Genomic DNA, 23,074 nt, shown 5'->3' with positions numbered 1-23,074 from the left:
TTGTCTCCTCTTCTTCTAGTGGTTGGGAAAAATGCGGTGTCAGGCCGGTACGGATAGCGCGGCGCGTCCCGCGAACGTGGCCGCGCAGCCGAGTTCAGCCTCGATATAGAGCAAGCGGTTGTACTTGGCCACGCGGTCCGAACGAGACAGCGAGCCGGTCTTGATCTGCGTGGCGGCCGTGCACACGCTCAGGTCGGCAATCGTGGTGTCTTCGGTCTCGCCCGAGCGATGCGAGATCACCGAGGCATAGCCTGCCTGCTGGGCCAGGTCGATGGCGGCCAACGTCTCGGTCAGCGTGCCGATCTGGTTCGGCTTGATCAGGATCGCGTTGGCGACGCCACAGTCGATGCCCTCTTTGAGAATGGCCGCATTCGTGACGAAGAGGTCGTCGCCTACGAGTTGCACCTGCTTGCCCAGGCGCTCGGTCAGCAGCTTCCAGCCGGTCCAGTCGCCTTCGGCCATGCCGTCCTCGATCGTGACGATTGGATACTGCGAGACCCAGCCGGCCAGCAGGTCGACAAAGCCGGCGGCATCGTAGCGGCGGTTCTCCGACTGCAGCACGTAGCGGCCATCGTGATGGAACTCGGAGCTGGCCACGTCGAGTCCCAGTGCGATATCGCGGCCCGCGTGAAAGCCGGTGATTTCGATGGCCTGCATGATGACTTCGAGCGCCTGCTCGTTCGACTTCAGGTCCGGCGCGAATCCGCCTTCATCGCCCACTGCAGTGGAGAACCCGCGCTGCTTCAGCAGCGCCTTGAGCGTGTGGAACACTTCCGCGCCCCAGCGCACCGCCTCCGCAAACGAGGGCGCGCCCACCGGCAGGATCATGAATTCCTGCATGTCGACGCTGTTGTCCGCATGCGCGCCGCCGTTGATGATGTTCATCATTGGCATGGGTAGCCGCAGGTCGCCGCTGTTGCCCGTGCTCGTGCCGATAGCTCGGTACAGCGGCACGCCCGCCGACGCGGCTGCTGCACGCGCCGTGGCCAGCGAAACTGCCAGCAGTGCATTGGCGCCCAGGCGCGACTTGTCGGCGGTGCCGTCGAGCCGGATCAGGCATTGGTCGATCTCCGCCTGATCAGCCGCAGTCATGCCGGCCAGCGTACGCGCGATATCGACGTTGATATGGCCGACGGCGCGGCGCACCCCCTTTCCTGCATAGCGATGACGGTCGCCGTCGCGCAGTTCGATGGCTTCGCGCGCGCCCGTGGAGGCGCCTGACGGCGCGGCCGCGAAGCCCTCGCTGCCGTCAACTAACATCACCCGCGCCGCCACGGTGGGATTGCCGCGCGAATCGAGGACCTCGTAGCCGCGTACTTCCTGGATCACTGACATGGGGTTGGCCTCCTTGCCTTATTGCACTTGCGCGATGCGCAGCAGGTTGGTGGTACCGGCCACCGTGAATGGCAGGCCGGCGGAGATCACGATCGATTGCCCCGGCTGCCCGAAGTTCTCCTTGCGCACGGTGCGGCTGGCCAGATCGGCCATCTCCAGAACGTCGACCACTTCGTGGCACAGCACGGCATGAACGCCCCACGCCAGCGTGAGCCGTCGTGCAGTCGCCACGCGTGGAGTCATGCCGAGGATCGGCACTTCCGGTCGTTCGCGCGCCATGCGCAGTGCGGAGTAGCCGGAACTTGTGTACGCCACGGTGGCCGGCACCTTGAGCAGCGCGGCCACATGGCGCACCGCGTAGCCGATGGCGTCGGCGGCTTCGGCGCGCGGCGGCGTATGCGAGGCCTGGATGGCATCGTGATAGAGCGGATCGGATTCGGTGCGTGTGATGATGCTATCCATCATCTTCACGGCCTCTACCGGATAGCATCCCGATGCCGACTCGGCCGATAGCATCACCGCGTCGGCGCCGTCGTAGACCGCCGTGGCCACGTCAGAGGCCTCGGCGCGCGTCGGCACCGGCGCCGCAATCATCGATTCCAGCATTTGCGTGGCCACGATCACCGGTTTGCCGGCCTTGCGGCATGCCCGGACGATCTGTTTCTGCAGCGACGGCACCTGTTCAGCAGGCATCTCCACACCCAGATCGCCGCGCGCCACCATCACGGCATCCGCCTCGGCGACGATGGCCTCCAGGCTCTGGATGGCGGCCGGCTTCTCCAGCTTGGCAACGATGCCGGCGCGCCCCTGCACGATGGCCTTGATCTCCTGGATGTCCTCGGCGCGCTGCACAAACGACAGTGCGATCCAGTCCACCCCGAGCGTCAGCCCGAATTCGAGATCGCGATGATCCTTCTCGGTCATCGCCGATAGCGGCAGCACAACGCCGGGCACGTTGACGCCCTTGCGATCGGACAGCGCACCACCGTTGAGGACCGTGGTCTCCGCGAACTCGACGCCGCAGCGGTCCACGCGCAGGCGGATCTTGCCGTCGTCGAGCAACAGTTCCGCGCCTTCTCGCAGCGCCGCGAAAATCTCTGGATGCGGCAGACTGACTCGTGTGGCCGACCCCGGGATGTCGCGGTCCAGGTCGAGCCGGAACGATTGCCGGGCTGCCAACTGGATCGGACCATCGGCGAACGTGCCGATGCGCAGCTTCGGGCCTTGCAGGTCCAGCAGCACGCCAATCGGGCGGCCGCGTTGCTGTTCGATGGCGCGGATCGTGTCGAACCGTTGCCGGTGGTCGTCATGGCTGCCGTGGCTGAAGTTCAGGCGGAAAACGTCCGCGCCCGCCTCGAACAGGGCATCGATAGTCTCGGGTGACGTGCTGGCGGGGCCTAGCGTGGCCACGATCTTCGCATTGCGAAGGCGTCTCATGGTGTTGCTCCATCAAGGTGCGATCAGGATCGCGCGGAAGTCGTTGACGTTAGTGAGGGTGGGGCCGGTGACGACGGCGTCGCCCAGCGCTCCGAAAAATCCGTGCCCGTCGTTATTGGCCAGCGCGTCCCGTGGCCGGATACCAAGTGCCCACGCGCGCGCCAGCGTGTCGGGTGTGATCACGGCGCCGGCAATCTCTTCCTGGCCATCGACGCCATCGGTGTCGCCGGCCAGCGCATGGATGCCGGCGTGTCCACGCAGCGTCATGGCCAAGGCCAGCAGGAACTCGACATTGCGGCCGCCGCGCCCCTTGCCACGCACGGTCACGGTGGTTTCACCGCCAGACAGCAGCACGCACGGCGTGGGGAACAGTTGATGGCCAGCCGCTTCAAGCGCGATGCCGCCCAGAACCAGTCCCACGTCGCGCGCCTCGCCTTCGATGGCATCGCCCAGCAGATGGACGGAGAACCCGGCGTCGCGTGCCACCGCTGCGGCGGCTTCCAGCGCCATGCGCGGCGTGGCGATCAGCGTGGTATCGATGCGTGGTAGTCGAGGGTCGCCGGGCTTGACGGTCTCGGCGGCGTCGGACGCCAGCACGCGCAGGACGTGGTCAGGCACGTCCAGGCCGTAGCGGCGGATGATGTCGAGCGCATCGTGCCGCGTAGTGGGATCGGCGACCGTGGGGCCGGAGGCAATATCGATCGGATCGTCGCCGGGCACATCGGACAGCAGCAGGTTGCAGACACGTGCCGGGTAGCAGGCCGCGGCCAGGCGCCCGCCCTTGATGGCTGACAGGTGGCGGCGCACGCAGTTCATCTCGGTGATCGTGGCGCCGGATTTCAGCAGCGCGCGATTGACGGCCTGTTTGTCTTCCAGCGAGATGCCGGCTAGCGGCAGCGGCAGCAGCGACGAGCCACCGCCGGACACCAGGCTCACCACGAGGTCGTCGTCGGTCAGCCCGGACACCAGGTCCAGCATGCGGCGTGCGGCGTCATGACCGGCGGCATCGGGCACCGGATGCGCTGCCTCGACGATTTCGATGCGCTGGCAGTGCACTGCGTAGCCATAGCGCGTGACCACGAGTCCTTCGAGCGGCCCGGGCCAAGCGGCTTCAAAAGCCTGGGCCATGGCCGCAGACGCCTTGCCGGCACCGATCACGATGGTGCGGCCCTTGGGGCGTTCGGGCAGGTGACGGGCCAGCGTGAGCGACGGTTGCGCGGCGGCGATGGCCGCGTCGAACATGCGACGCAGCAGCGCGAGAGCCTGTGGGGTTTCCATCACGATGTCGTCCTCTCAGTGCCTATCAGTGCATCAGGCCGGCGTGGGCGTCGGCGGCGCGTGTCAGCCGCGTGCCCATCGTCGGGGTGTGCGCGGGCTCGATCAATGCCTCGGGGTCGTCCTGGAGCTTCCCGTCGAGCGCATCGTCAAGCTGCTGCTGGTCGATGGCGCCGACCCAACGCGCGATGGCCAGCGTGCCCACGGCGTTGCCAATCGTGTTGGTGATGGCGCGCGCCTCGGACATGAAGCGATCGACGCCGAGCAGCAGCACCATGCCGGCGACGGGAATCTTGCCCATCGATGCCAGCGTCGCCGCCAGCGTGATGAAGCCCGAGCCGGTGACGCCAGCCGATCCCTTCGACGTCAATAGCAGTACGCCCAGCACTACGAGCTGGTCGGTCAGCGTCAGCGGGGTATTGGTGGCCTGCGCGATGAAGATGGCAGCCATCGTGTAGTAGATGCACTGGCCGTCGGGGTTGAAGGTGAGGCCGGCCGGCACCACCAGACCTACCACTGGCTTTGATACGCCCGCGTTCTCAAGCTTGCGCATCAACTGCGGCACCACGGATTCCGACGAGCTCGTGCCGAGCACCGTGAACAGCTCGTCGCGGATATAGCGCAGGAACTTCCAGAGGTTGAAGCCCGCTACCCGTGCCACACCGCCCAACACGACGACGATGAACAGGAAACACGTGAGGTACATGGTGCCCATGAGCTTGCCCAGCGACACCACCGAGCCCAGGCCATACTTGCCGACGGTGAACGCCATAGCGCCGAAGGCGGCCAGCGGAGCCAGGCGCATGATCATGCCGACCACCGAAAAGATGCCGTGCGTGAACGACTCGAGGAAGTCGACCACGGGCCTGGCGCGCTGGCCGATATGCGAGAGCGCGATGCCGAACAGCGTGGCGAAGACCAGGATCTGGAGGATGTCGTTGCGGGCCAGCGAGTCGATCACGCTGGTCGGCACCATGTTCATCAGGAACTCAATGAACGAGTGCGGCTGCTCGGCCGCGTGGGTGTAGGTGGCGATGGCCTTGGTATCGAGGTGTGCTGCATCGACGTTCATGCCGGCGCCGGGCTGCACGACGTTCACGACGATCAACCCGAGGGCCAGCGCGAACGTGGACAGGATCTCGAAGTAGAGCAGGGCGCGCACGCCGACGCGGCCCAGTTCCTTCATGTTCTCCATGCGGGCGATGCCGAGCACCACGGTGGCGAAGATGATCGGCGCAAAGACCATCTTGATGAGCTTGATGAATACGTCGCCGAATGGCTTGAGGCTGCTGGCGAAGTCGGGATAGAACACGCCGAGCACGATGCCGGCCGACACGCCGAGCAAGACCTGCACATACAGCTTGCCTAATAGCCTTTGAATCATGGCTGTCTCCTGCTGATTCGAGGTAAGTCGCCTGCGGTCGGGGCTCTGCTGGCCATCGTCTGGGACCGCAAGGGGGCAGGCGCACGCGTGCGGCGAGCGCCTGCCGGCAACCCGGTGTGGCACCGGGCGCGAGGTAGTACTGCCGAGGTGGTGCGTTATGCGGCCTTGGCCTGCTGGTTACCGGTCAGGAAGTCGCAGACGGCCTTCGTCACGTCGACCGTCCTGGCCTTGCCGCCGAGGTCGCCGGTGTGCAGCGCCGGGTTGGCGGTCACCGCTTCGATGGCGGCCATCACGCGCTGCGCGGCCTCGTTCTCGCCAAGGTGTTCCAGCAGCATGACCACCGACCAGAAAGTGCCGACCGGGTTGGCCAGGCCCTTGCCCATGATGTCGAAGGCGGAGCCGTGAATTGGCTCGAACATCGACGGGTAGCGGCGCTCGGGGTCGATATTGCCGGTCGGGGCGATGCCCAGGCTGCCGGCCAGCGCGGCGGCCAGGTCGCTCAGGATGTCGGCGTGCAGATTGGTGGCGACGATGGTGTCGAGCGTCTTCGGACGGTTGACCATGCGGGCGGTGGCGGCGTCGACGAGTTCCTTGTCCCACGTGACGTCGGGGAAGTCCTTGGCCACCTGTACGGCCACTTCGTCCCACATCACCATGGCATGGCGCTGGGCGTTGGACTTGGTGATCACGGTCAGCAGCTTGCGCGGACGCGATTGCGCCAGCCTGAAGGCGAAGCGCAGGATGCGCTCCACGCCGACGCGGGTCATCATCGACACATCGGTGGCGGCTTCGATCGGATGCCCCTGATGGACGCGGCCGCCCACGCCTGAATATTCGCCTTCCGAGTTTTCGCGGACGATGACCCAGTTCAGGTCTTCGGGGGCGCAGCGCTTGAGCGGGCCGTCGATGCCGGGCAGGATGCGCGTCGGGCGCACGTTGGCGTATTGGTCAAAACCCTGGCAGATCTTCAGACGCAGGCCCCAGAGCGTGATGTGGTCGGGAATCTGGTTGTCGCCGGCGGAGCCGAACAGAATGGCGTCCTTGTCGCGCAGCGAGTCCAGACCGTCGGCCGGCATCATCACACCGTGCTGCCGGTAGTAGTCGCCGCCCCAGCCGAAGTTCTCGAACTCGAAGCGGAAGCTGGCGCCGGCGGCCATCAGGGCCTCCATGACTTCGCGGCCCGCAGGCACGACTTCCTTGCCAATGCCGTCGCCCGGAATCGTTGCGATCTTGTATGTCTTCATGTTTCGTCTCCTGTCTGGTCTGGAAATCCGTTTCACCGCCGGTTGAGCGTTGAACGGATTCTGGACGATGGACGAAGTTCTGGATCGGCACTAAAGTTAAACCATTCTTAACTTGCAGGTTAAAGGTGAGCGATGGCAGCCAACAGCGCAATCCAGCCCGCGGAACTGGGTTTCTTCACGGCGCTGGCCACGGCCGGCAGCCTTAGCGCGGCGGCCCGGGATCTGGGCATTACCACGGCGGCCGTCAGCAAGCGGCTGGGACAGATGGAAACCCGCATCGGCACGCCGCTGGTCACCCGCACCACGCGGCGCATGAGCCTGACGCCAGAGGGCGAAGTCCTGCTCGAACACGCGCGCCGTATCCTGGGCGAGCTGGACGACCTGGAGCAGTTGCTGACCAGTGCCAAGGGGCGGCCCAGCGGGCTGCTGCGCGTCAATGCCACGCTAGGCTTCGGCCGCATGCATGTGGCGCCGGTGATTTCCGAGTACAGCCGGATGTACCCTGACGTCGACGTGCAGCTTCAGCTTTCGGCCGACCCACCGCCGCTGACCGAGGATGCGTTTGATGTGTGCGTGCGCTTTGGCGAACCGCCCGATGCCCGCATCGTGGCGCGACTGCTGGCGCCGAACCGCCGCCTGCTTTGCGCGTCGCCACGCTATCTGCGCGAGCACGGCACACCGCAGACCCCCAGCGAACTGCCGCGCCATAACTGCATCGGTATCCGCCAGGGCAGCGATGCCTATGGCGTGTGGCGACTGACGCCAGTCAAGGGCGCCAAGGCACGCACGGAATCCGTTCACGTGCGCGGAAACCTGACGACCAACGATGGTGAGATTGCCGTGAACTGGGCGCTTGAGGGGCACGGCATCGTGCTGCGCGCCGAATGGGATGTCGACCGCTATCTGCGTAGCGGCCGCCTGGTGCAGGTATTGCCGCAGTACGTAACCCCCGAGGCGAATATCTACGCCGTGTACCAGCAGCGATACCAGTTGTCGTCCCGCATCCGGTTGTTCGTTGATTTCCTTGCGGAGAGATTCGCGGCGTTTGGCCGGTAGCGCGGAGGTGGATGCTGTCCGTCGCGGTCGATTCTGGCGACAGGGGGCGGCTACCGACCCATTTCGGTCCTCCGAGACGCTCGAAAGCTGCCCTTGAAGTTCACGAGAGAGTTCCCTAGGCTTCCGATTGAACGCTAGCGCCAAAGTGCGCAGTTGTGGCCGCTTGGCCCCCAGATGCCAGCCGCTCGTGCAACAAACTACCCGGGTTCAGATCTATCCAGCTCGCGAGGAGGAGGCACAGATGAAACAGGTATCACTGACCATTCCTGAAATTGGATTGATTGCCGGAACACGGGCGGCAGGCGCCGCGGGCCTCGCACTGTTGCTAAGTAACCGAATGGATCCGGAACAGCGCCGCGCTATCGGATGGACGCTGCTCGCCGTAGGAATCATGACAACAGTGCCGTTAGTCGCGCAGGTGTTTGGCAAATTTCAGGAACACAAGAGCTCCGACGACTGACTGGTCCTGGCCGGTTGCAGTCCGTCGGCCCTCGGGAGTAGGCCCCGGAAGTCGGCGGTGAACCTAGAGTTTCTGGGGGCATATGTCTGTGCGCTCGCCGGGCATCGCTGCCGCCAGGCTGTGCCGGAAGAGGCGACGCCTTATGAGGCGTCATTTGAACTCGTCAAAGAGTAGGCAGTTGCCGAATCTATCGAACCGCGGGAATGGTGGCATCAACTTGGCGGTTTCGAGTCCTTCGACGAGTGCGTCGACCATACCGTCGCTCAACCACGCGAGCATGTCCGCAAGCTGTTCAGGTGAGCCCTGCAACGTCGCCTCGACGGATTCATCCATACGGTTGCGGACCCAGCCTGTTACGCCTAGCTCCCTGGCTCGGCAGACGCAGGCCGCTCGATAGCCGATTCCCTGGACACGACCACGAACCGTTACTAAGCACGTTTCGAGTGTGCTTTCGTTTGGCTCTGCTTGCATGGAGGCCCCCAAACTGAACGGGCGAGTGCCAGTCTCATCCTTCGGACTTTGGGCGCGCGTGTCCTCGCTCTTCAGATGCACTTGCATCTGCCATCGGTTCAAGCGGGCAACTCAGTGGGTGACTGACACTACCTGCCCGGAAATATCTTCCAGAACACACTTCTGGTAGACCTGTGCGACTACCGCCGCCCGCACCCCCTTGGAGGGGTCGCGTCCCATTGCTTCGAGTGTCTCCCATACCCATCCAGGGCTGACGACGTTCACGCGAATCTTGCCTTGCAGTTCGAGTGCTGCAGCCCGCGCGAAGGCCTCAACGCCGGCGTTCACAGTGCTGACTGCGGCGCCCCCCAGCGTTGGGTGCTGCGCTAGCGTACCGCTGGTGAGCGTGACCGACCCGCCCTGGGAGATGTACGGAACCCCATAACGGACAAGATTGACCTGTCCCATCAACTTATTGGCCAGGCTGAACGCAAAATCATCGTCCGTCAGAGCGTCCAGCGGGGCGAATTTTGCAGTGCCTCCCACGCAGACCACGGCGTCCACCGAGCCCAGTTGTTTGTACATTGCCAGAATCGAATGCTTGTCGGAGATGTCCACTGAGACAACAGGAGAGCTACGACTTGCCTCTACCACGTGGTGCTCTTCCGACAACAAGGCCGTAACTTCTTTCCCAAGGAGTCCTGTGGCTCCAATGACTAGTACGCGCATACGTCCCCCTGATAACGGATGATGGGTGGTCGTGAACGGCTTGGTGGCGGGGAACGGCCGCACTCAACGGATGCCCAATCCGATGCGATCACGGCACAAGAGGCCTGCCAGCGGCAAGCATGGTGGCAATCCCCGATTGAACGGCCAACGCTTCCCGCCGGTTTCTCTCCTATTCGGCAAACAGGTCTGGGCCGAACACTTCGTAATGGATGCGTGCCTCACGAATGCCCAACTCCTTCAGCGCGTCGTGCTGAATGCGCATGAACGGAATCGGGCCGCAAATGTAGTAGTCGGCGTCAGGCAGGAGGACCGCCTCCTTGATTGCCTTAACGGTCACCAGTCCAGCATGATCGAAGTCCCGGCCCGCGACATCCTGCGGCAGCGGGTCGTCGTAGAACACAATCACATTGAGATTTGTATTCGTCTTGGCGGCCTCGCGCAGCCGGTCGCGCATGGCGTGTACCCCGCTATTGCGGGCGCCGTGCACAAACACCACTTGTCGCTGTGGGTCTTGTATCGCCTTCTTGAGCATGCTGACCATGGGGGTCAGACCGACGCCGCCGCTGATCAGGACGATGGGCGTCTTGGCGTTCACGTCAATGTGGAAGGTGCCATATGGCGCGGCCAGCTTCACCTCGTCGCCGACATTGACGTGATCGTGCAGCAGGCATGAGACATACCCCGCTGGATGCGCATCACCGCCTTCGCGCTTTACGGAAATACGATAGCTGCGTCCATTGGGCATATCCGACAGGCTGTACTGGCGAATCTGCTGCAACCCCAATGCAGGCACATCAACGCCGATGCTGATGAACTGGCCGGGTTCGAAATTCGCCACCGGCCCACCATCGACAGGTTCAAGAATAAAGGATGTGATCACGCTGCTCTCTGGCCGCTTCTCGCGGACGATGAAGTTACGCCAGCCGGTCCAGCCACCCAACTGTGCAGCGGTACCTTCATACAACTCGCCTTCCATACCCATCAGGACATCGGCCAGATTCCCATAGGCTTGCGCCCACGCGGAAATGATCTCGTCGGTTGCTGCGCTGCCCAACACTTCCTTTATTGCGCCCAGCAGGTGTTCCCCGACAATGGGATATTGTTCCGGTCGGACGCCCAGACTTGCATGCTTGTTGGCGATGTTCCTCAGCACGGCCATCAGGCTACTGGGGTCCTCGATGTTCTCCGCATAGGCATAGACAGCGCGTGCCAGCGCCTGCTGCTGCTGGCCCTGTTCCTGATGGGCCATGTTGAATACATTCTTCAGTTCGGGATGCGCCTCGAACATGCGTTTGTAGAAGCACTTGATGATGGCGTAGCCGTGTTCTGCCAAAACTGGTGCAGTGGCCTTAACGATGTCCTTGGTTTTCTGTGTCAGCATGGTCACCCTCCATTGCGCGGGCGCGAGATCCCAAACGGGAAGAGACTAGGCAGGCCTGCGTTGGTGCCTTGAATACGGTCAAGTCTAGATGAGGGACGGGCGAACAACGCGACGTAGTTGTAGAGGGCATGGGTGAAGATTTCTCACCCTTCGCGGGCGGTATCGTTTCACGCGGCAGGCTGAAAGGACGCGAGCCTGCGGTTGCCGGGCGCCAGGGCCCGCAGTCTCGCCCCTGGCCCACGGGTCACCTTTGAGATTGCTCGGCGCTACTCGCTACAAGTGCCTCGGGAGCCATGCCGACGGACCACGATCCCTCCCCGAAATTCGGCGGTGAACCCACGCTAGTTGTAACCCAGCACGGCAACGGACCATACATCGGGCCGGCCGCTTGAGCCGTCCATGAGCACCTCGGTTGGCTTCCTGGGCCCACCGTGCGAAGTGGTAGCGGTTGAGTGCGCAAGAATCTTCGGCATCTGCGGCGCTTCCGGTGAACCGTCTCGGCTAATCCCGGAGAGCGGTTCGACGTAGAGGGAAGTCATCGTAACTCCTGGAGTTGGAAGGAACTTTGTTAGGAGATCGGACCTGGGCGACAGGCAATCGGCCCGCCTCCCGAGTTCTTGGAAGGGGCACGCGATTTACATCGCCGCAGTGAAGATTGCGATGACTTGAGCCAGTGTGGCTTTGCGCGGATTCGTCAGCATACAAGCATCCTTTTGCGCGTTGCTTGCCATCAGCTCATGATCTTCGGCCTTGACGCCCAGACCCGCCAAGCCCGCCGGAATGCCAATTGAAGCGGAGAGGGCCCGGATCGCCGAGATGGCTGCTTTGGCGGCGTCACTCTTGCTCAAGCCTGCAGTGTTTTCACCGAGCAGTTCAGCGATTTTGGCGAAGCGTTCTGGCGCGGCAATGAGGTTGAATTCGGACACATGGGGCAGCAGGATTGCGTTGCACACACCATGCGGCAGGTTGTAAAAGCCGCCGAGTTGATGAGCCATCGCGTGCACATAGCCGAGCGACGCATTGTTGAAGGCCATACCGGCAAGGTATTGGGCGTAGCACATCGCTGCGCGTGCTTCCATTGAGTCCCCATTTGCCACAGCTTTTGGCAGCCATTCGCCGATCAGGGCAATCGCTTTTTCCGCACATGCATCGGTGATCGGCGTGGCCGCGGTGGAAACATAGGCCTCCACAGCGTGAGTCAGCGCATCCATACCGGTCGCTGCGGTCAATGCGGGCGGCATTGCGACCATCAGGCAAGGATCGTCGATTGCGATCAAAGGTGTGCAACGCCAGTCGACAATGGCCATCTTCACGTGATTGCTCGAATTGGTGATGATGCAAAAGCGCGTCATCTCCGCAGCAGTGCCGGCAGTGGTGTTGATCGAAATTAATGGCGTCATGGGCACCGTTGATTTGTCGATGCCCTCGTAGTCGCGGATATGTCCTCCTCCGGCGGTGACGAGTCCGATACCTTTGGCACAGTCGTGCGAGGAGCCGCCGCCGAGTGAAACAATGAAATCGCATCCTTCCTGCTCAAACAGCTTTACGCCGTCGTGAACGTTGACGTCGGTCGGATTGGGTTCGGCACCGGGAAAGATGATGGCCTGGAGTCCGGCCTCGCGGATGTACCCGGCGATGGTCTCGGAGAGCCCCATCTTGTGGAGGCCGGCATCTGTGACGATGATGGCCTTCTTCGCGCCAAGTGACTTTGCGCGAGTGCCCGTTTCACGCGCGCAGCCTGGCCCGAAGAGACTCACGCAGGGAATGAAAAAGCTGTCAATGCGAGCAGCGGTATTCAGGTGGGTGTTCATGGCGTCTCCAATGTTGTGGTAAATAAGGTGTCCTGCACCCACAAGCCTTGACGCACGAACCGTACCTGTATTCAGTCAGGCGACTTTTCACACGCTATCGATCAGAGGCGACCCACAGAGTGTTGCAAAATGAGCAGATGTGTTCAATTTTGGAGCGACGTTGTCGAATACCTTCAGCGTCGCACCGCTCCATACCTTCCGCACATCTGATACGAGCTGCAGCAGAATTGCCCCGTAGCGGTGGACTTGTGCGGGGTCATCCGCATTGTGGATCGCGCTCATGTTGAGCGCGTAAAGCGCGAGCCGGCCGGGCCTTTCATCCACGTCGCCATCGCTGGTGCAGTCAGGCCCCAGGCATCTGCGCCGCCGTGGACAGCACTCGGACGGGTACCGGATTATCGTGGCCTCGCAGGCGTGCGGAGAGCTCCGGCAGGCCTGCGGCTGAAACGCCGGCATGCTGGAAGACCTGCTCCGAGACGATGGCCTCGCAAGCGATTTCCTTTGTTAGCTGCTCCAGTCTCGAGGCGACATTCAACGGGTCACCGATCGCGGTAAACGTGACGTGCTCGCGAAAGCCAATCTCACCCATGACCGCGCGGCCGCAATGCAGTCCAATGCCAAACCGGATTTGCGTTTGCACCTGCTGTTTGAGCGCGGCGTTGAGTTCGTCGATATTGGCCGCCACAAGCGGCACCGCCTTGAGCGCCTGACGACAAGCGGTGGAGGGTTCGCAGTTCAAACCAAAGATCGCGAGCACTGCATCTCCCAGGAACTGGTTGGGCAGACCGCCCGCCTGGACCACCGCGGAGCTGACCGCGTTCAGGAAGCGACTGACCACGAACAGGCTGTCGAATGGTAGTTGTGCCGCCGCAAGCTTTGTGGAATCCCGCATATCCACGAACATGAACGCTGCGAATCGCTCTTGCGGCATGGCTTCCCGCTGGCGCCGGTGCAGGAAGGCTGCGGATGCCGCAGGCGGGACCAATGGCCACACGGAGAGATCATGGGCAGGCCGCAACTGGCAGGCAAGGCGAACGGTCTGCGAATCGGCTCCCAGCCGCTCCAGAACCCGCCGCTCCGCCGTGGCCGGGGACGGAAGCGGCGCATCGCTGACCACGCGGACCCGGCATAAGGTGCATCGGGCGCGGCCACCGCAACTGCTGGCGTGGGGAATGCCGGCCATGCGGCTAGCTTCCAGTACCGAAAACCCAAGCGGCGCGAATACCGTTTGGCCGTCCGGATACAGCACGCAGAATCGCCCGGCGCGGCGCTCGCGCATCGAGCGCACCAGCCGAGCCGCGAGCACCAGTAGCAGTGCTCCACCGTCCAGAAGCAGGAAGTCGTTGCGAAGTTCGGCGAGCCAGAGATTCTGCGACCTCGTGCCGATGATCGCCGTTCGGGTCGCCTCGGCACGCCATGCAGGGTCCTGCGCGAGCGCGGTCACTTCCCGTCCCCCCTGCACGAAGCCCAGCAGCGCGAGCACCGGTAGCAGCACGGCAGCGCTTAGCAGTACGCTGCGCCACGCTCCGAACCACGGCTTCAACCGCAACCAGAACCAGATGCCGTAACACCCATGGAGCCAGGCAACCACCAGGAGCATAAGCTGCACGCGGCCGAAGAACGGTGAATCGATCCAGAACGAGTACAGCAACTGCGCGTATCCCTTGTTCAAGCCGAACTCGGCAAAGGCGATGCGCGTATTTATGACGTGGTTGGCTAGCAGCGGTGGTATGCACAAGCCGAGGACGAGCTGCGCCACCTCGCCCGGAGTCCAGTGCAACGAGCGCCGTTCATATAGCGCCCACAGGCCCAGGAAGGAATGCGTGGCCAGCGCGCTGTAAAGCACGGACGTGCCAATCCATCCCTGCCAGATGAACTTCTGTACAAGCAGATCGCGCTCCAGCCATGCGAGCGAGATATTGCCCAGAGAGTGATTCAGAAGGTGCGTGCCGATGTACGTGAACAGCACCAATCCGCTGCCCAGCCGTACCGATCGTACCCCAGTCGGCCGCAACCTTCGGAGGTAGGTAAAGACTGACACGCTCTATTCTCCTTGCCCTCGATGAGCCGGCTGCTGCCTGCCGCGTTGGGATATCGATCCATACCTGGAACGGGTCCGCTGTGCACTTGCAATACTGCACAGACCCCTGGTTTATTCCCGCTACCTGTGCGCAGCCATGTGCTGCTTCGGCACTGACACGAATCTTGTTCCTCGCCGCCGCAGTGATGCACTTGCGGAGGAATAAAACGAAAGGTCTGGCGGTATTGCACCTGAACCCGATCGGGAGGCCCGTCGGATGGTCCGGTGGTCAACCTCTCGACTCTGAAGCGTGAGGGCAATATGTCATCAGATCTTCCATCCGATCCGTCGCGCCGCGGCGCTTTGAAATGCCTTGCATTTGGTGGGGCAGGCACAGTATTTGTCCTGGCCGGAGGTGTACTCGAGCCGGTGCAACTGGCCCTGGCCGCCGCGGGGAAGGGGCCATCCGCTGCTGCGGGCGTGCCGCTTTTCCTGCAGATCAGCGACACGCATATTGGCTTCAACAAGGAGGCCAATCCCGATGTCGCGGGCACGCTCAAACAGACCATTGAGTTCGTCAACGCCATGCCGGTCAAGCCAGCGCTGACGATTCATACAGGCGACATCACCCATCTATCGAAGGCGGATGAGTTCGACCACGCCGCTCAATTGATGTCAGGGCTAAGCATCACCGAACTGCATACGGTGCCAGGTGAGCATGACGTGACTGATGGGCCGGGGACGGAGTACTTCAAACGCTTCGGTGCCGCATCTGACAACAAGGGCTACTACAGCTTTGATCACAGTGGCGTCCACTTTATCGGCCTGGTCAATGTGATGCACTTCAAGCCGAACGGCTTGGGGGGCTTGGGTGATGACCAACTTGCCTGGCTGAAAGCCGATCTGAAGGGGCGCTCATCCAGCACGCCAATCGTCGTTTTCGCTCACATGCCTATGTGGACGATCTACCAGCCATGGGGATGGGGCACTGGCGATGCCGGCGAGGCGATGAGCTATCTGAAGCGATTCGGTTCGGTGACGGTCTTGAACGGGCACATTCACCAGATCGTGTCGAAGGTAGAGGGCAACGTCACGTTCCATACGGCGCGCTCGACGGCATACCCTCAGCCGACGGCTGGCGAAGGACCTGGACCCATGCCGCTGACCGTACCGAGCGAACGGCTTCCCAGGATGCTTGGCGTGACCACTATCAAGATCGAGCGCCACCCGCTTGCACCGACTCTCAGCGATTCGACACTCGCCTGAGCATTCGCACACAACTGACCGATCAGGAGCAATGTCATGCTATCCATAACCATTCGCCGGGCCATCGTGATTCCCCTCGGGGCAGCAATGGCCTTGGCGGCATCGATTTCCGGGCTCTCCGTTGCGCAAGCGCAGGAGCCTGATGTCGTCGTCATCAAGAACTTCATGTTCTCGCCGATGTCGGTCACGATCAAAGCTGGCTCGACCGTGACCTGGAAGAATCTCGATGGCGAGCCGCACTCGGTAGTCAATGATGCGGGCCTGTTCCGCTCCAGCGCGCTCGATCAGAATGACACTTACAAGTTCAAATTCGACAAACCAGGTGTCTACAAGATCTTCTGCGGCATACACCCGAACATGAAGGCGACGATTACGGTCCAGTAGGAACCGATGCGCGACGCGTCGAATGTCGCGCATTCGAGCGCAACAAGCTCACACGAATAACTTCTCTCAATATGTAGTAGTACAGGTGCCGGCCCGATGCACCATTGCCCCGGACCGGCACCCGCATGACGAATGACGGCAGGGCTGCCAACGACAAGCGCAGCCCAGGGCCTGACCTGGTTCACGCGGGTATCCCGCACAAGGAATCCGCTGGTTTCCAGGTGCGCCGCGTATCGAAACCACATTGGAGACCGTCATGCGTTTCGAAAAATCCTCCGTATCCATGGGAATTGTGCTCCTCGGGTCGCCATCGCTTATTCCACAGGGATTGTCCCGACGAATTCCCATGGAATAAGCGGAAAACCCGGCCAGTAGTACAGGCGTAGGGGACAGGAGAGCACCGTGGACGCAACCGACGAATCACGCCGCTTCGCTGAGCTGGCACTGCCGCATCTGGATGCTGCATACAACCTCGCACGCTGGTTGAGCGGCAGCGCTAGCGACGCAGACGATATTGTGCAAGATGCCTACCTGCGCGCGTTTCGCCTTTTCCATAGTTTTCATGGCGACAACGCGCGCCCCTGGCTGCTTGCCATCGTCAGGAACACGTGGTTCACCGAATGGCGCCGACGACGCGACGCAGCCGACGGCACCCCCTATGACGAGACACTTCACGGCGATGAACGCCTGCCTGGTTGGGTCGACGATATTGGCAGTAGCCCCGAAGCGGTGGCAGTGCGCCGTGAAGATGCGCAGCTTGTCCACCGTGCGCTTGAAAAGTTGGCGGTCGAGTATCGCGAAGTGCTGGTATTGCGCGAGCTCGAGGACTTGAGCTATTGCGATATCGCCGCCGTGGCGGGCATCCCGATCGGCACCGTGATGTCACGGTTAGCACGTGGCCGTCATTTGCTCAGTGTCGCCGTGCGCGCCGCGCAAGAGGCAGCAGGCAGCCAGACCGGGGGCATCGCCGTTGCACGCGCATCCGCATGTGAGTACCGGATGGGAGTGAATCATGAACGATGACAAGACGCTCGTTTCGCTGAGCACTCTATTGCACGACGAATCGCTTTACTATCGTGCGCCGACATATCTGCGTGCACGCGTCATTGCACGGCTGCCGCGCAAGATCCGTCGCACGCCATGGGTCGTCTGGAGGAGCCTTGCCTTCGACGGCGCGCTGGCTTGGGCCGGCGGTGGGATTACGGGCATTGCAGCGTCTGTACTGGTGTTTGGCATGATGTCCCTGGTGCAGCCGCGCCAACCCAGTCTTATGGGTGAAGAAGTGCTTTCGAGCCACGTACGCTCGTTGCTATCTCAGCACACCATCGACGTGCAATCCACCGATCAGCATACGGTCAAGCCCTGGTTCAACGGCAAGCTCGACTACGCGCCGCCGGTGGTTGACCTTGCGGCACAGGGCTTTCCTCTTGTGGGCGGCCGGCTCGACTATGTCGGCCATCGAACCGTTGCGGTGCTGATCTACCACTACCAAATGCACCCAATCGATCTTTACGTGTTTCCCACTTCGGAAGGCTCACAGGCAGCGTCGGCCGAGTATTCAGCTGACGGCTATTCGATCGCCCGCTGGCAGCAGAACGGCATGAGCTTCTGGGCCATTACCGATGCGGAGCCGGGGCACCTGGACACGTTCGTGGCCTCGCTGAAGACTCAGGCGAGCAGTCGGTGAGAGGGGCAGCCTGGTCTATGCCTCCCACCGCTCCCCGTTCTGCATCGTCCGGGCATCTCTGGACTTCGGCTCGGCCCACCAAGGATTTAAGTGGATGTTGAAATGAAATGAACCGCAACCACCGGTTTGTCTGGGTGTACTTCGAATGCAACAAAGCCACTTGTGGCATTAGTACGATTGTGTAAGTTTTTGGACATAAAAGAACCGGTGGCACGCCTGTACGAATTATCTGCACTGGTTTGTCGTCCACGCTGGATACCAGCGCCCACAAGAAGCGCGTTTTCTTCTATTCGATGCGATGAGTACCGTGCGGACAAATGGATTCACATTAGTTGAGCTCGTCATTTCTCTCGTCATCATCGGGATTCTTGCTGCGATCGCAATTCCCTCCTACGAGAGCTATGTCAGGAAAGGGCGACGGGTAGATGCCAAGAATGCACTGTCCGCACTGCAACTGGCGCAGGAAAAATATCGGGGCAACAACCCGACCTACTCCACCAGCCTGACCGCATTGGGGCTGAGCACAACCTCTCCGCAGGGCTATTACAGCGTCACCATTTCCGCAGCGACTGGAACAGGCTATACGGCGAATGCGGCGGTGAACGCCGCGAGTGCGCAGGCTCGCGATGCCGCTTCGTGCCCATCCCTCTCTGTTACCCAGGCAGGCTTCGTGGTGGATGCAACGGCTTCCTGCTGGGGGCTGCAATGAAATCCCGCAATGGCTTCACGCTTCCGGAACTGCTTGTTGTGGTGGCGGTGGTAGCGATCCTCGCCACGGTAGCCGCCCCGAACTTTGCCAGTGTCATCCAAAACAGCAAGGTAAAGAAAACGACTGACTTCATCACGCAACTTACCAATACGGCCAGGTCTGAAGCGCTGAACAGAAACACCGATGTCTACCTGTCGATTCAGACCGTGCCTGCAGCCAGCTTCTGCCTCAGTACCACCTCGGTTTCCAGCGGTGGGCATACCTGTGACATCCGCAGCGATCTGATCAGCGCGGGGACCACGGTCAGCCTGCCTGTCGCCGAAATAAAGTTCGACCGGATCTATGGCGTGCCGGCTACGGCGACCACGTTCACGGTAGTCAATGGCACGTACAGAAAGACCGTGAATCTCAACATGCTTGGTCTCGTGACAATAGGGGGCTGACTTGAAGACGCAAAAAGGCTACACCCTGGTGGAGTTGATGGTTGGCATGACCATTGGCATGGTGGTGCTGGCCGGGGCGGGCGTCTTCTTCTCGAGCGTGCTGAGCGCCAATTCCGCAGGGACAAAGCAACAGCAGTTCGAGCAGGCGATCCAGATCCTGATGAGCAGCATGACAGCCGAAATCAGGCGGGCCGGATATGCGAACGTCGGGGTTACGCTGACCAAGCAGGCCAATGGTTCGTATTACTACGTGCAGGGAGGTGGAAGTTGCATCACCTTTTCCCACTCGACGCCCACCGATAGTGAACGCTTTTACGGGTACAAGTTCGATCCTGCTACCAAGCTTGTATATGCGTATGACTCTACGGCAGGTAATGCCAGTTGCGCCAACCTGACCGGCTGGACTGCCGTCACGGACACCAGCTATATCCAGGTAACCAGTCTGTCGTTCGCAGCCGCGCAAGTCGTCACGATTACGTTCGCCGCGTCGGCCGTCGGGCTGACGCTGACGGACGGCACCACGTCCGTGAAACGCAATATGACGACCACCGTCCAGATCCGTAACTCGTAAATCATGATGAAGAAACGGGCCAAAGGCATCGCGACACTGCTTTCATCCGTCATGCTCCTGTTCGTCGTCACTCTTGCCGTTTTCCTCGCGGTAAGAGGTTCGGCCATTGAGCAGAAATCGGCGAATAATCACTATCGGACCGAAGAAGCCTTTGCGAACGCGGAACAGGGACTTCGCGCGATGATTGCGGCGTTGGCCGCGTCGCCTGCCAATGGTGCGGCCAATTTCTCGCTGCCTGCTGTGGCTGGGGTTTACACAGTCTCCTACGCATATGGGGCCAACCCGATCATCACGAGCGTGGGTATGGGGTCTGGCGGCGCCACCCGGACGGTGACGCAACGTGTGGTCTTCACACCGGCAAAGAACGGGTCAATCAGCGCGCCGATCAATGCGGCGCTGACAGCGTTGGGCAACATATCGATTGGCGGCAGCGCCAATATCGATTCGGTCAAGTCAGGCGGCGCCGTCTCAACGAGCGGGAGCGGGGCGGTTGGGGGATCCAAGAGTGTGACGAACAATCCGAACGTCGCGCAGAATGCGTCGGATTTCAGGGTGGCCTTGCTCGATAATTCCGGCCGGGCCCTGATCGGCGCCGATGGAAATCCCGTGACGCGTGCGATGACGACCGACGAGTACTTCATGTACTACTTCGGGGTCTTGTGTCCGACTGCCAAGTCCGCAGGCAACGCCCCGGGCTGCAAGGCAGAGGCGAAGGCGACGGTCACTGCCAGCGCCACTGGCTATTTCTGCAGTACGGCTTGCAACAATGCTGACCTGCTGGCGCAGTACCAGGCTGGCAAGCGCGTCATGTGGCTCGAGCAAGGCGGCATGAAGATCAATGCGAACGTGACCCTGGGCACTTCATCCGATCCGGTGCTGATCCTTGTGATGAACGGCGGTTCGGTCCAGATCAATGGCACATCCACCGTATATGGCGTGGTCTATGTGGACGTTCCCGATACGCAGACCACGATGAACTGCAGTTGTTACGCCCAGGATAGCGCAACAGGTATCACAACAAGTCCCGTCTATGGACAGGTCGACGATACCTCCAAGCCAATCCTCGGCGATGACACTACCAAGCCGATCTATACGCAGGCTACGACGGGTACAAAGTGCACCAGCAATGGCGGTTGTACGGATTCAAAAGGTACAACTATCCAGAAAGGCGATCGCTACACGATCACCTATCAGCAGAAAATCGTCGGCTATCAGCAGAAGACTGTGACCATCGGCTACACCACCACGGGTGCCACCTGGAGTTCACCACCGGTCTATGGCCTGAACGCGAATCAGGCCCCGGCATGTACCGTCAACGCGTGCACGATCGCAGCCACCAAATGCACGCCTGCCAATGCCGTGACGGCTACGACGGCGGTTGGCGATACCTCCACCTGTTCCTATACGGCAACTGCAGTCTCTGGCACAAACAATACGCCCGTCACCATCGACGTCCTGGGTACCTGGAACAACAGTGGCGGCGGCAATGCTCTCATTCAGGGTGCTGCCCTCACTTCAGGAAATTTTTCCACCACAGGGGGCATCAATCTGGTCAAGGACTCCGGTAGCGTCTCGCAACTACAGGGGAGTCCTGCCGCAGTGACAACAGTGTCCAATGGCTGGTCGGACATGAACTGAGGTCTTGCCATGAAGAACCTGCAGGAAGGTTTCAGCATCATCGAAGCGATGATTGCAACGGTCATTCTCGGCTTTGGTCTGATTGCCGTGACAAAGATGCAGTCCAACGCCAGATTCGCGACAGATCTGTCGCGGCAACGCACCGAGGCTGTGATTCTGGCAACGTCGCAAATTGAGATGCTTCGGGGCGGGGGTCCTTGTGCAAACGGGGCCTCAACGCTTGACAGCACCGCGAATGCCCAGGCTTCCACGACCTATGCGATGACATGGACCTGTGATCCGATTACGAAACTCGTGAAGGTAATCGTCACCTGGAACGATTCTCGCGGCACTCAGGCCAAAGCTGCTGCCGCTGATGGCAGTGCGACCGTGGACAACCGGGTGGAGCTAAACACCTTGCTGTAACGGGTTCGATCCTCATTACTGGCCGAAAGCGCGCTTCCCAGTCAAATTGGGGCGCCGCCCTAGCGAGCCAGTAGCAGGTATCAAGGCACCGGTGAGAGTAGACTTCCGTTGCTCTTCTTCTGGAGACTATCTGAAGCCCCCTGCAGCCCTGTCCCCTAGATGCCGAACTCGGGGCCGCCATAGCGTGCCAACAACGACTCGATCAGGCCCATGTCCTGCGTTTGCGGAGTACGGTCTTCGACAGCACGCGACGGACCGCCGTAGATGGCCGTCACGTGGCGGCGTACTGTCAGCACGCCAGATTCGGGTGGTGCCACGTCGACCTCGGGCCACGGTGTGTGTCGGTAGCTGCCGGCAATCCAGCCGGCCGGGGTCAGATGCAATTCTTCCCATTCTTCACTGTTCGACATTTCCTGCTTTCTCCGTGTGGTCTGATCCGATAGTGTGCAGCGATGATGCCCTTATGAGGCAACGCTGCGGCGTCGCGGCCATTTACGCCTTGTGGCGATAATTGATGCGGCCCTTTGTGAGGTCGTATGGCGACATTTCGAGCGTGACGCGATCGCCCGCGAGAACCCGTATGCGATTCTTCTTCAAGCGCCCCGACGAATAGGCCCAAACTTCGAAGCCATTCTCCAGGATGACGCGAAAGCGGTTGTCCGGAAGCACTTCCGATACCTTGCCGCCAAATTCCACCAGTTCTTCTTTAGCCAAAGTTGCTCCCTGTGGTAGCAGCAAGTGCTACGCGGTAAGTTGAGTCACCGTGTGTGACGAGGCGGCCGCTGTTGCAGGCGCATGCGTGCGGCGGCACTTTCGCCCGCGCAACGGGCGGCCAGCTTGGCCTCGGCTTCGGTGCCATGTGTGGCATGCCGCATCGAGACGTTGGCGACGATGCGTTCGGCACCGTTCTGGTACTCAGCGATCATATAGTTCGCAAACCATACGCCCGGCTGCTGTTGGATGGGATGTACCGAAACGGTGAACGGATTGATGCTGTGATTCAAATTGTTGCCCATAAGAAGGCGCTCCGATTCGGGAGGCAGCGTCTGGCACATACAAAGTTGTGAGCTACGCGCTTGCCTGGGGAACGGTCGCCATTGCAAAAAATCGGTGTTATCTCCCACGCGCAGTGGCGCGAGCGGGAATACACGTGGGATGGACCGTGCTTGCGCAAGCCGACGCGCCAGTACATGCGCGATAGTTGCGGAGCGGGCGTGCCGCGGGTCGAATGTGTTGTGGGCGACTGTCGCCCTGAAGAATCGGGTGTACGCCCGACAGGCCGCTGATGCTCTTTTAATGATGATGTCTTGCGGCCGGCGCACTGTGGTCGACCGATGTCGACGAGTGGCAAGGAGGCCGGATCATACCATGATCGGTGATTCGCTACCG

23 protein-coding genes and 1 pseudogene are annotated in these 23,074 nt (G+C 61.4%); 11 read left to right on the top strand and 13 right to left on the bottom strand.

From position 1 onward, the window contains the following. Positions 1–39: 39 nt before the first annotated feature. The 5 genes from eno to B552_RS0104495 all read right to left on the bottom strand — a co-directional run bounded on the left by eno (position 40) and on the right by B552_RS0104495 (position 6,675). Complete coding sequence (gene eno / locus B552_RS0104515; RefSeq protein WP_019447822.1) at positions 40–1,335, bottom strand: phosphopyruvate hydratase; 1,296 nt, start codon at positions 1,333–1,335, stop codon at positions 40–42. A gap of 18 nt (positions 1,336–1,353) precedes the next feature. Further along, entirely contained in the window at positions 1,354–2,772 is a 1,419-nt protein-coding gene (pyk, locus tag B552_RS0104510) for a pyruvate kinase (RefSeq protein ID WP_019447821.1), read from the bottom strand. A 12-nt stretch (positions 2,773–2,784) separates the two neighbouring features. Beyond that, positions 2,785–4,050, bottom strand: a complete 1,266-nt coding sequence (locus tag B552_RS0104505) for a glycerate kinase (RefSeq protein ID WP_026035324.1) — start codon at positions 4,048–4,050, stop codon at positions 2,785–2,787. A 25-nt stretch (positions 4,051–4,075) separates the two neighbouring features. Then, entirely contained in the window at positions 4,076–5,431 is a 1,356-nt protein-coding gene (locus B552_RS0104500; RefSeq protein WP_019447819.1) for a dicarboxylate/amino acid:cation symporter, read from the bottom strand. 155 nt (positions 5,432–5,586) lie between these two features. Beyond that, positions 5,587–6,675, bottom strand: coding sequence for a tartrate dehydrogenase (locus tag B552_RS0104495; RefSeq protein ID WP_019447818.1), 1,089 nt, complete (start codon positions 6,673–6,675; stop codon positions 5,587–5,589). A 132-nt stretch (positions 6,676–6,807) separates the two neighbouring features. Between B552_RS0104495 and B552_RS0104490 the strand changes: the two genes are divergently transcribed. Beyond that, complete coding sequence (locus B552_RS0104490) at positions 6,808–7,731, top strand: LysR family transcriptional regulator (protein WP_019447817.1); 924 nt, start codon at positions 6,808–6,810, stop codon at positions 7,729–7,731. Positions 7,732–7,972: 241 nt separating this feature from the next. Continuing rightward, positions 7,973–8,191: a hypothetical protein gene (locus tag B552_RS0104485; protein ID WP_019447816.1), complete on the top strand. Its 219-nt coding sequence runs from the start codon at positions 7,973–7,975 to the stop codon at positions 8,189–8,191. 163 nt (positions 8,192–8,354) lie between these two features. On the opposite strand, the pseudogene B552_RS0104480 reads toward B552_RS0104485, so the two are convergent. The 5 genes and pseudogenes from B552_RS0104480 to B552_RS0104460 form a co-directional block, all read right to left on the bottom strand. Further along, a pseudogene (locus B552_RS0104480) lies at positions 8,355–8,662 on the bottom strand (acylphosphatase). A 111-nt stretch (positions 8,663–8,773) separates the two neighbouring features. After that, positions 8,774–9,370 carry a short chain dehydrogenase gene (locus tag B552_RS0104475; RefSeq protein WP_026035322.1) on the bottom strand — a complete coding sequence of 199 codons (597 nt, stop codon included), beginning with the start codon at positions 9,368–9,370 and terminating at the stop codon, positions 8,774–8,776. A gap of 169 nt (positions 9,371–9,539) precedes the next feature. Next, the gene (gene hmpA / locus B552_RS0104470; RefSeq protein ID WP_019447813.1) at positions 9,540–10,751 is read right to left on the bottom strand and encodes an NO-inducible flavohemoprotein; all 1,212 of its coding nucleotides are present in this window, start codon (positions 10,749–10,751) and stop codon (positions 9,540–9,542) included. A 635-nt stretch (positions 10,752–11,386) separates the two neighbouring features. After that, positions 11,387–12,562, bottom strand: a complete 1,176-nt coding sequence (locus B552_RS0104465; protein ID WP_019447812.1) for an iron-containing alcohol dehydrogenase — start codon at positions 12,560–12,562, stop codon at positions 11,387–11,389. A gap of 343 nt (positions 12,563–12,905) precedes the next feature. Next, entirely contained in the window at positions 12,906–14,603 is a 1,698-nt protein-coding gene (locus B552_RS0104460; RefSeq protein WP_026035321.1) for an adenylate/guanylate cyclase domain-containing protein, read from the bottom strand. Positions 14,604–14,903: 300 nt separating this feature from the next. Here B552_RS0104460 and B552_RS0104455 point away from each other — a divergent pair, with 300 nt between their 5' ends. The 9 genes from B552_RS0104455 to B552_RS0104420 all read left to right on the top strand — a co-directional run bounded on the left by B552_RS0104455 (position 14,904) and on the right by B552_RS0104420 (position 21,685). Further along, positions 14,904–15,848, top strand: coding sequence for a metallophosphoesterase (locus B552_RS0104455; protein WP_026035320.1), 945 nt, complete (start codon positions 14,904–14,906; stop codon positions 15,846–15,848). A 36-nt stretch (positions 15,849–15,884) separates the two neighbouring features. Beyond that, complete coding sequence (locus B552_RS0104450) at positions 15,885–16,232, top strand: cupredoxin family copper-binding protein (protein WP_026035319.1); 348 nt, start codon at positions 15,885–15,887, stop codon at positions 16,230–16,232. Between the two features lie 402 nt (positions 16,233–16,634). Further along, entirely contained in the window at positions 16,635–17,255 is a 621-nt protein-coding gene (locus tag B552_RS0104445; RefSeq protein WP_019447808.1) for an RNA polymerase sigma factor, read from the top strand. After that, a complete protein-coding gene (locus B552_RS0104440) occupies positions 17,245–17,919 on the top strand; it encodes an anti-sigma factor (protein WP_019447807.1) in 675 nt (224 codons plus the stop codon). The genes B552_RS0104445 and B552_RS0104440 overlap by 11 nt, the downstream gene beginning before the upstream one ends. Positions 17,920–18,217: 298 nt before the next feature. After that, positions 18,218–18,628: a type IV pilin protein gene (locus tag B552_RS28220; RefSeq protein ID WP_083860222.1), complete on the top strand. Its 411-nt coding sequence runs from the start codon at positions 18,218–18,220 to the stop codon at positions 18,626–18,628. After that, the gene (locus B552_RS28065; protein ID WP_019447806.1) at positions 18,625–19,071 is read left to right on the top strand and encodes a GspH/FimT family protein; all 447 of its coding nucleotides are present in this window, start codon (positions 18,625–18,627) and stop codon (positions 19,069–19,071) included. The genes B552_RS28220 and B552_RS28065 overlap by 4 nt, the downstream gene beginning before the upstream one ends. 1 nt (position 19,072) lies before the next feature. Beyond that, positions 19,073–19,642 (top strand): prepilin-type N-terminal cleavage/methylation domain-containing protein, encoded by a 570-nt coding sequence (locus B552_RS0104430; RefSeq protein ID WP_035879408.1) that lies wholly within the window; start codon positions 19,073–19,075, stop codon positions 19,640–19,642. A 3-nt stretch (positions 19,643–19,645) separates the two neighbouring features. Next, positions 19,646–21,280 (top strand): hypothetical protein, encoded by a 1,635-nt coding sequence (locus B552_RS28060; protein WP_019447804.1) that lies wholly within the window; start codon positions 19,646–19,648, stop codon positions 21,278–21,280. Between the two features lie 9 nt (positions 21,281–21,289). Further along, entirely contained in the window at positions 21,290–21,685 is a 396-nt protein-coding gene (locus tag B552_RS0104420) for a prepilin-type N-terminal cleavage/methylation domain-containing protein (protein WP_019447803.1), read from the top strand. A 155-nt stretch (positions 21,686–21,840) separates the two neighbouring features. On the opposite strand, the gene B552_RS0104415 is transcribed toward B552_RS0104420, so the two are convergent. From B552_RS0104415 to B552_RS0104405, 3 genes are all read right to left on the bottom strand, one after another. Beyond that, on the bottom strand, positions 21,841–22,095 hold the full coding sequence (locus B552_RS0104415; RefSeq protein WP_019447802.1) for a hypothetical protein: 255 nt from the start codon (positions 22,093–22,095) through the stop codon (positions 21,841–21,843). Between the two features lie 82 nt (positions 22,096–22,177). Beyond that, positions 22,178–22,399, bottom strand: a complete 222-nt coding sequence (gene infA / locus B552_RS0104410; protein ID WP_019447801.1) for a translation initiation factor IF-1 — start codon at positions 22,397–22,399, stop codon at positions 22,178–22,180. 44 nt (positions 22,400–22,443) lie between these two features. Next, a complete protein-coding gene (locus B552_RS0104405; RefSeq protein WP_019447800.1) occupies positions 22,444–22,701 on the bottom strand; it encodes a hypothetical protein in 258 nt (85 codons plus the stop codon). Positions 22,702–23,074: the final 373 nt, after the last annotated feature.

Origin of the sequence: Cupriavidus sp. BIS7, assembly GCF_000292345.1 — a bacterium.
In the GTDB taxonomy this organism is placed as follows: Bacteria; Pseudomonadota; Gammaproteobacteria; order Burkholderiales; family Burkholderiaceae; genus Cupriavidus.
Note: the sequence above shows the minus strand (reverse complement) of the source record. Positions and strands in the feature narration are given on the sequence as shown.

What these genes read in the sequence shown, in the direction of transcription:
- eno (WP_019447822.1), bottom strand. Translation starts at nt 1,335, where the DNA reads ATGTCAGTGATCCAGGAAGTACGCGGCTACGAGGTCCTCGATTCGCGC.
- pyk (WP_019447821.1), bottom strand. Translation starts at nt 2,772, where the DNA reads ATGAGACGCCTTCGCAATGCGAAGATCGTGGCCACGCTAGGCCCCGCC.
- B552_RS0104505 (WP_026035324.1), bottom strand. Translation starts at nt 4,050, where the DNA reads ATGGAAACCCCACAGGCTCTCGCGCTGCTGCGTCGCATGTTCGACGCG.
- B552_RS0104500 (WP_019447819.1), bottom strand. Translation starts at nt 5,431, where the DNA reads ATGATTCAAAGGCTATTAGGCAAGCTGTATGTGCAGGTCTTGCTCGGC.
- B552_RS0104495 (WP_019447818.1), bottom strand. Translation starts at nt 6,675, where the DNA reads ATGAAGACATACAAGATCGCAACGATTCCGGGCGACGGCATTGGCAAG.
- B552_RS0104490 (WP_019447817.1), top strand. Translation starts at nt 6,808, where the DNA reads ATGGCAGCCAACAGCGCAATCCAGCCCGCGGAACTGGGTTTCTTCACG.
- B552_RS0104485 (WP_019447816.1), top strand. Translation starts at nt 7,973, where the DNA reads ATGAAACAGGTATCACTGACCATTCCTGAAATTGGATTGATTGCCGGA.
- B552_RS0104475 (WP_026035322.1), bottom strand. Translation starts at nt 9,370, where the DNA reads ATGCGCGTACTAGTCATTGGAGCCACAGGACTCCTTGGGAAAGAAGTT.
- hmpA (WP_019447813.1), bottom strand. Translation starts at nt 10,751, where the DNA reads ATGCTGACACAGAAAACCAAGGACATCGTTAAGGCCACTGCACCAGTT.
- B552_RS0104465 (WP_019447812.1), bottom strand. Translation starts at nt 12,562, where the DNA reads ATGAACACCCACCTGAATACCGCTGCTCGCATTGACAGCTTTTTCATT.
- B552_RS0104455 (WP_026035320.1), top strand. Translation starts at nt 14,904, where the DNA reads ATGTCATCAGATCTTCCATCCGATCCGTCGCGCCGCGGCGCTTTGAAA.
- B552_RS0104450 (WP_026035319.1), top strand. Translation starts at nt 15,885, where the DNA reads ATGCTATCCATAACCATTCGCCGGGCCATCGTGATTCCCCTCGGGGCA.
- B552_RS0104440 (WP_019447807.1), top strand. Translation starts at nt 17,245, where the DNA reads ATGAACGATGACAAGACGCTCGTTTCGCTGAGCACTCTATTGCACGAC.
- B552_RS28220 (WP_083860222.1), top strand. Translation starts at nt 18,218, where the DNA reads ATGAGTACCGTGCGGACAAATGGATTCACATTAGTTGAGCTCGTCATT.
- B552_RS28065 (WP_019447806.1), top strand. Translation starts at nt 18,625, where the DNA reads ATGAAATCCCGCAATGGCTTCACGCTTCCGGAACTGCTTGTTGTGGTG.
- B552_RS28060 (WP_019447804.1), top strand. Translation starts at nt 19,646, where the DNA reads ATGATGAAGAAACGGGCCAAAGGCATCGCGACACTGCTTTCATCCGTC.
- B552_RS0104420 (WP_019447803.1), top strand. Translation starts at nt 21,290, where the DNA reads ATGAAGAACCTGCAGGAAGGTTTCAGCATCATCGAAGCGATGATTGCA.
- B552_RS0104415 (WP_019447802.1), bottom strand. Translation starts at nt 22,095, where the DNA reads ATGTCGAACAGTGAAGAATGGGAAGAATTGCATCTGACCCCGGCCGGC.
- B552_RS0104405 (WP_019447800.1), bottom strand. Translation starts at nt 22,701, where the DNA reads ATGGGCAACAATTTGAATCACAGCATCAATCCGTTCACCGTTTCGGTA.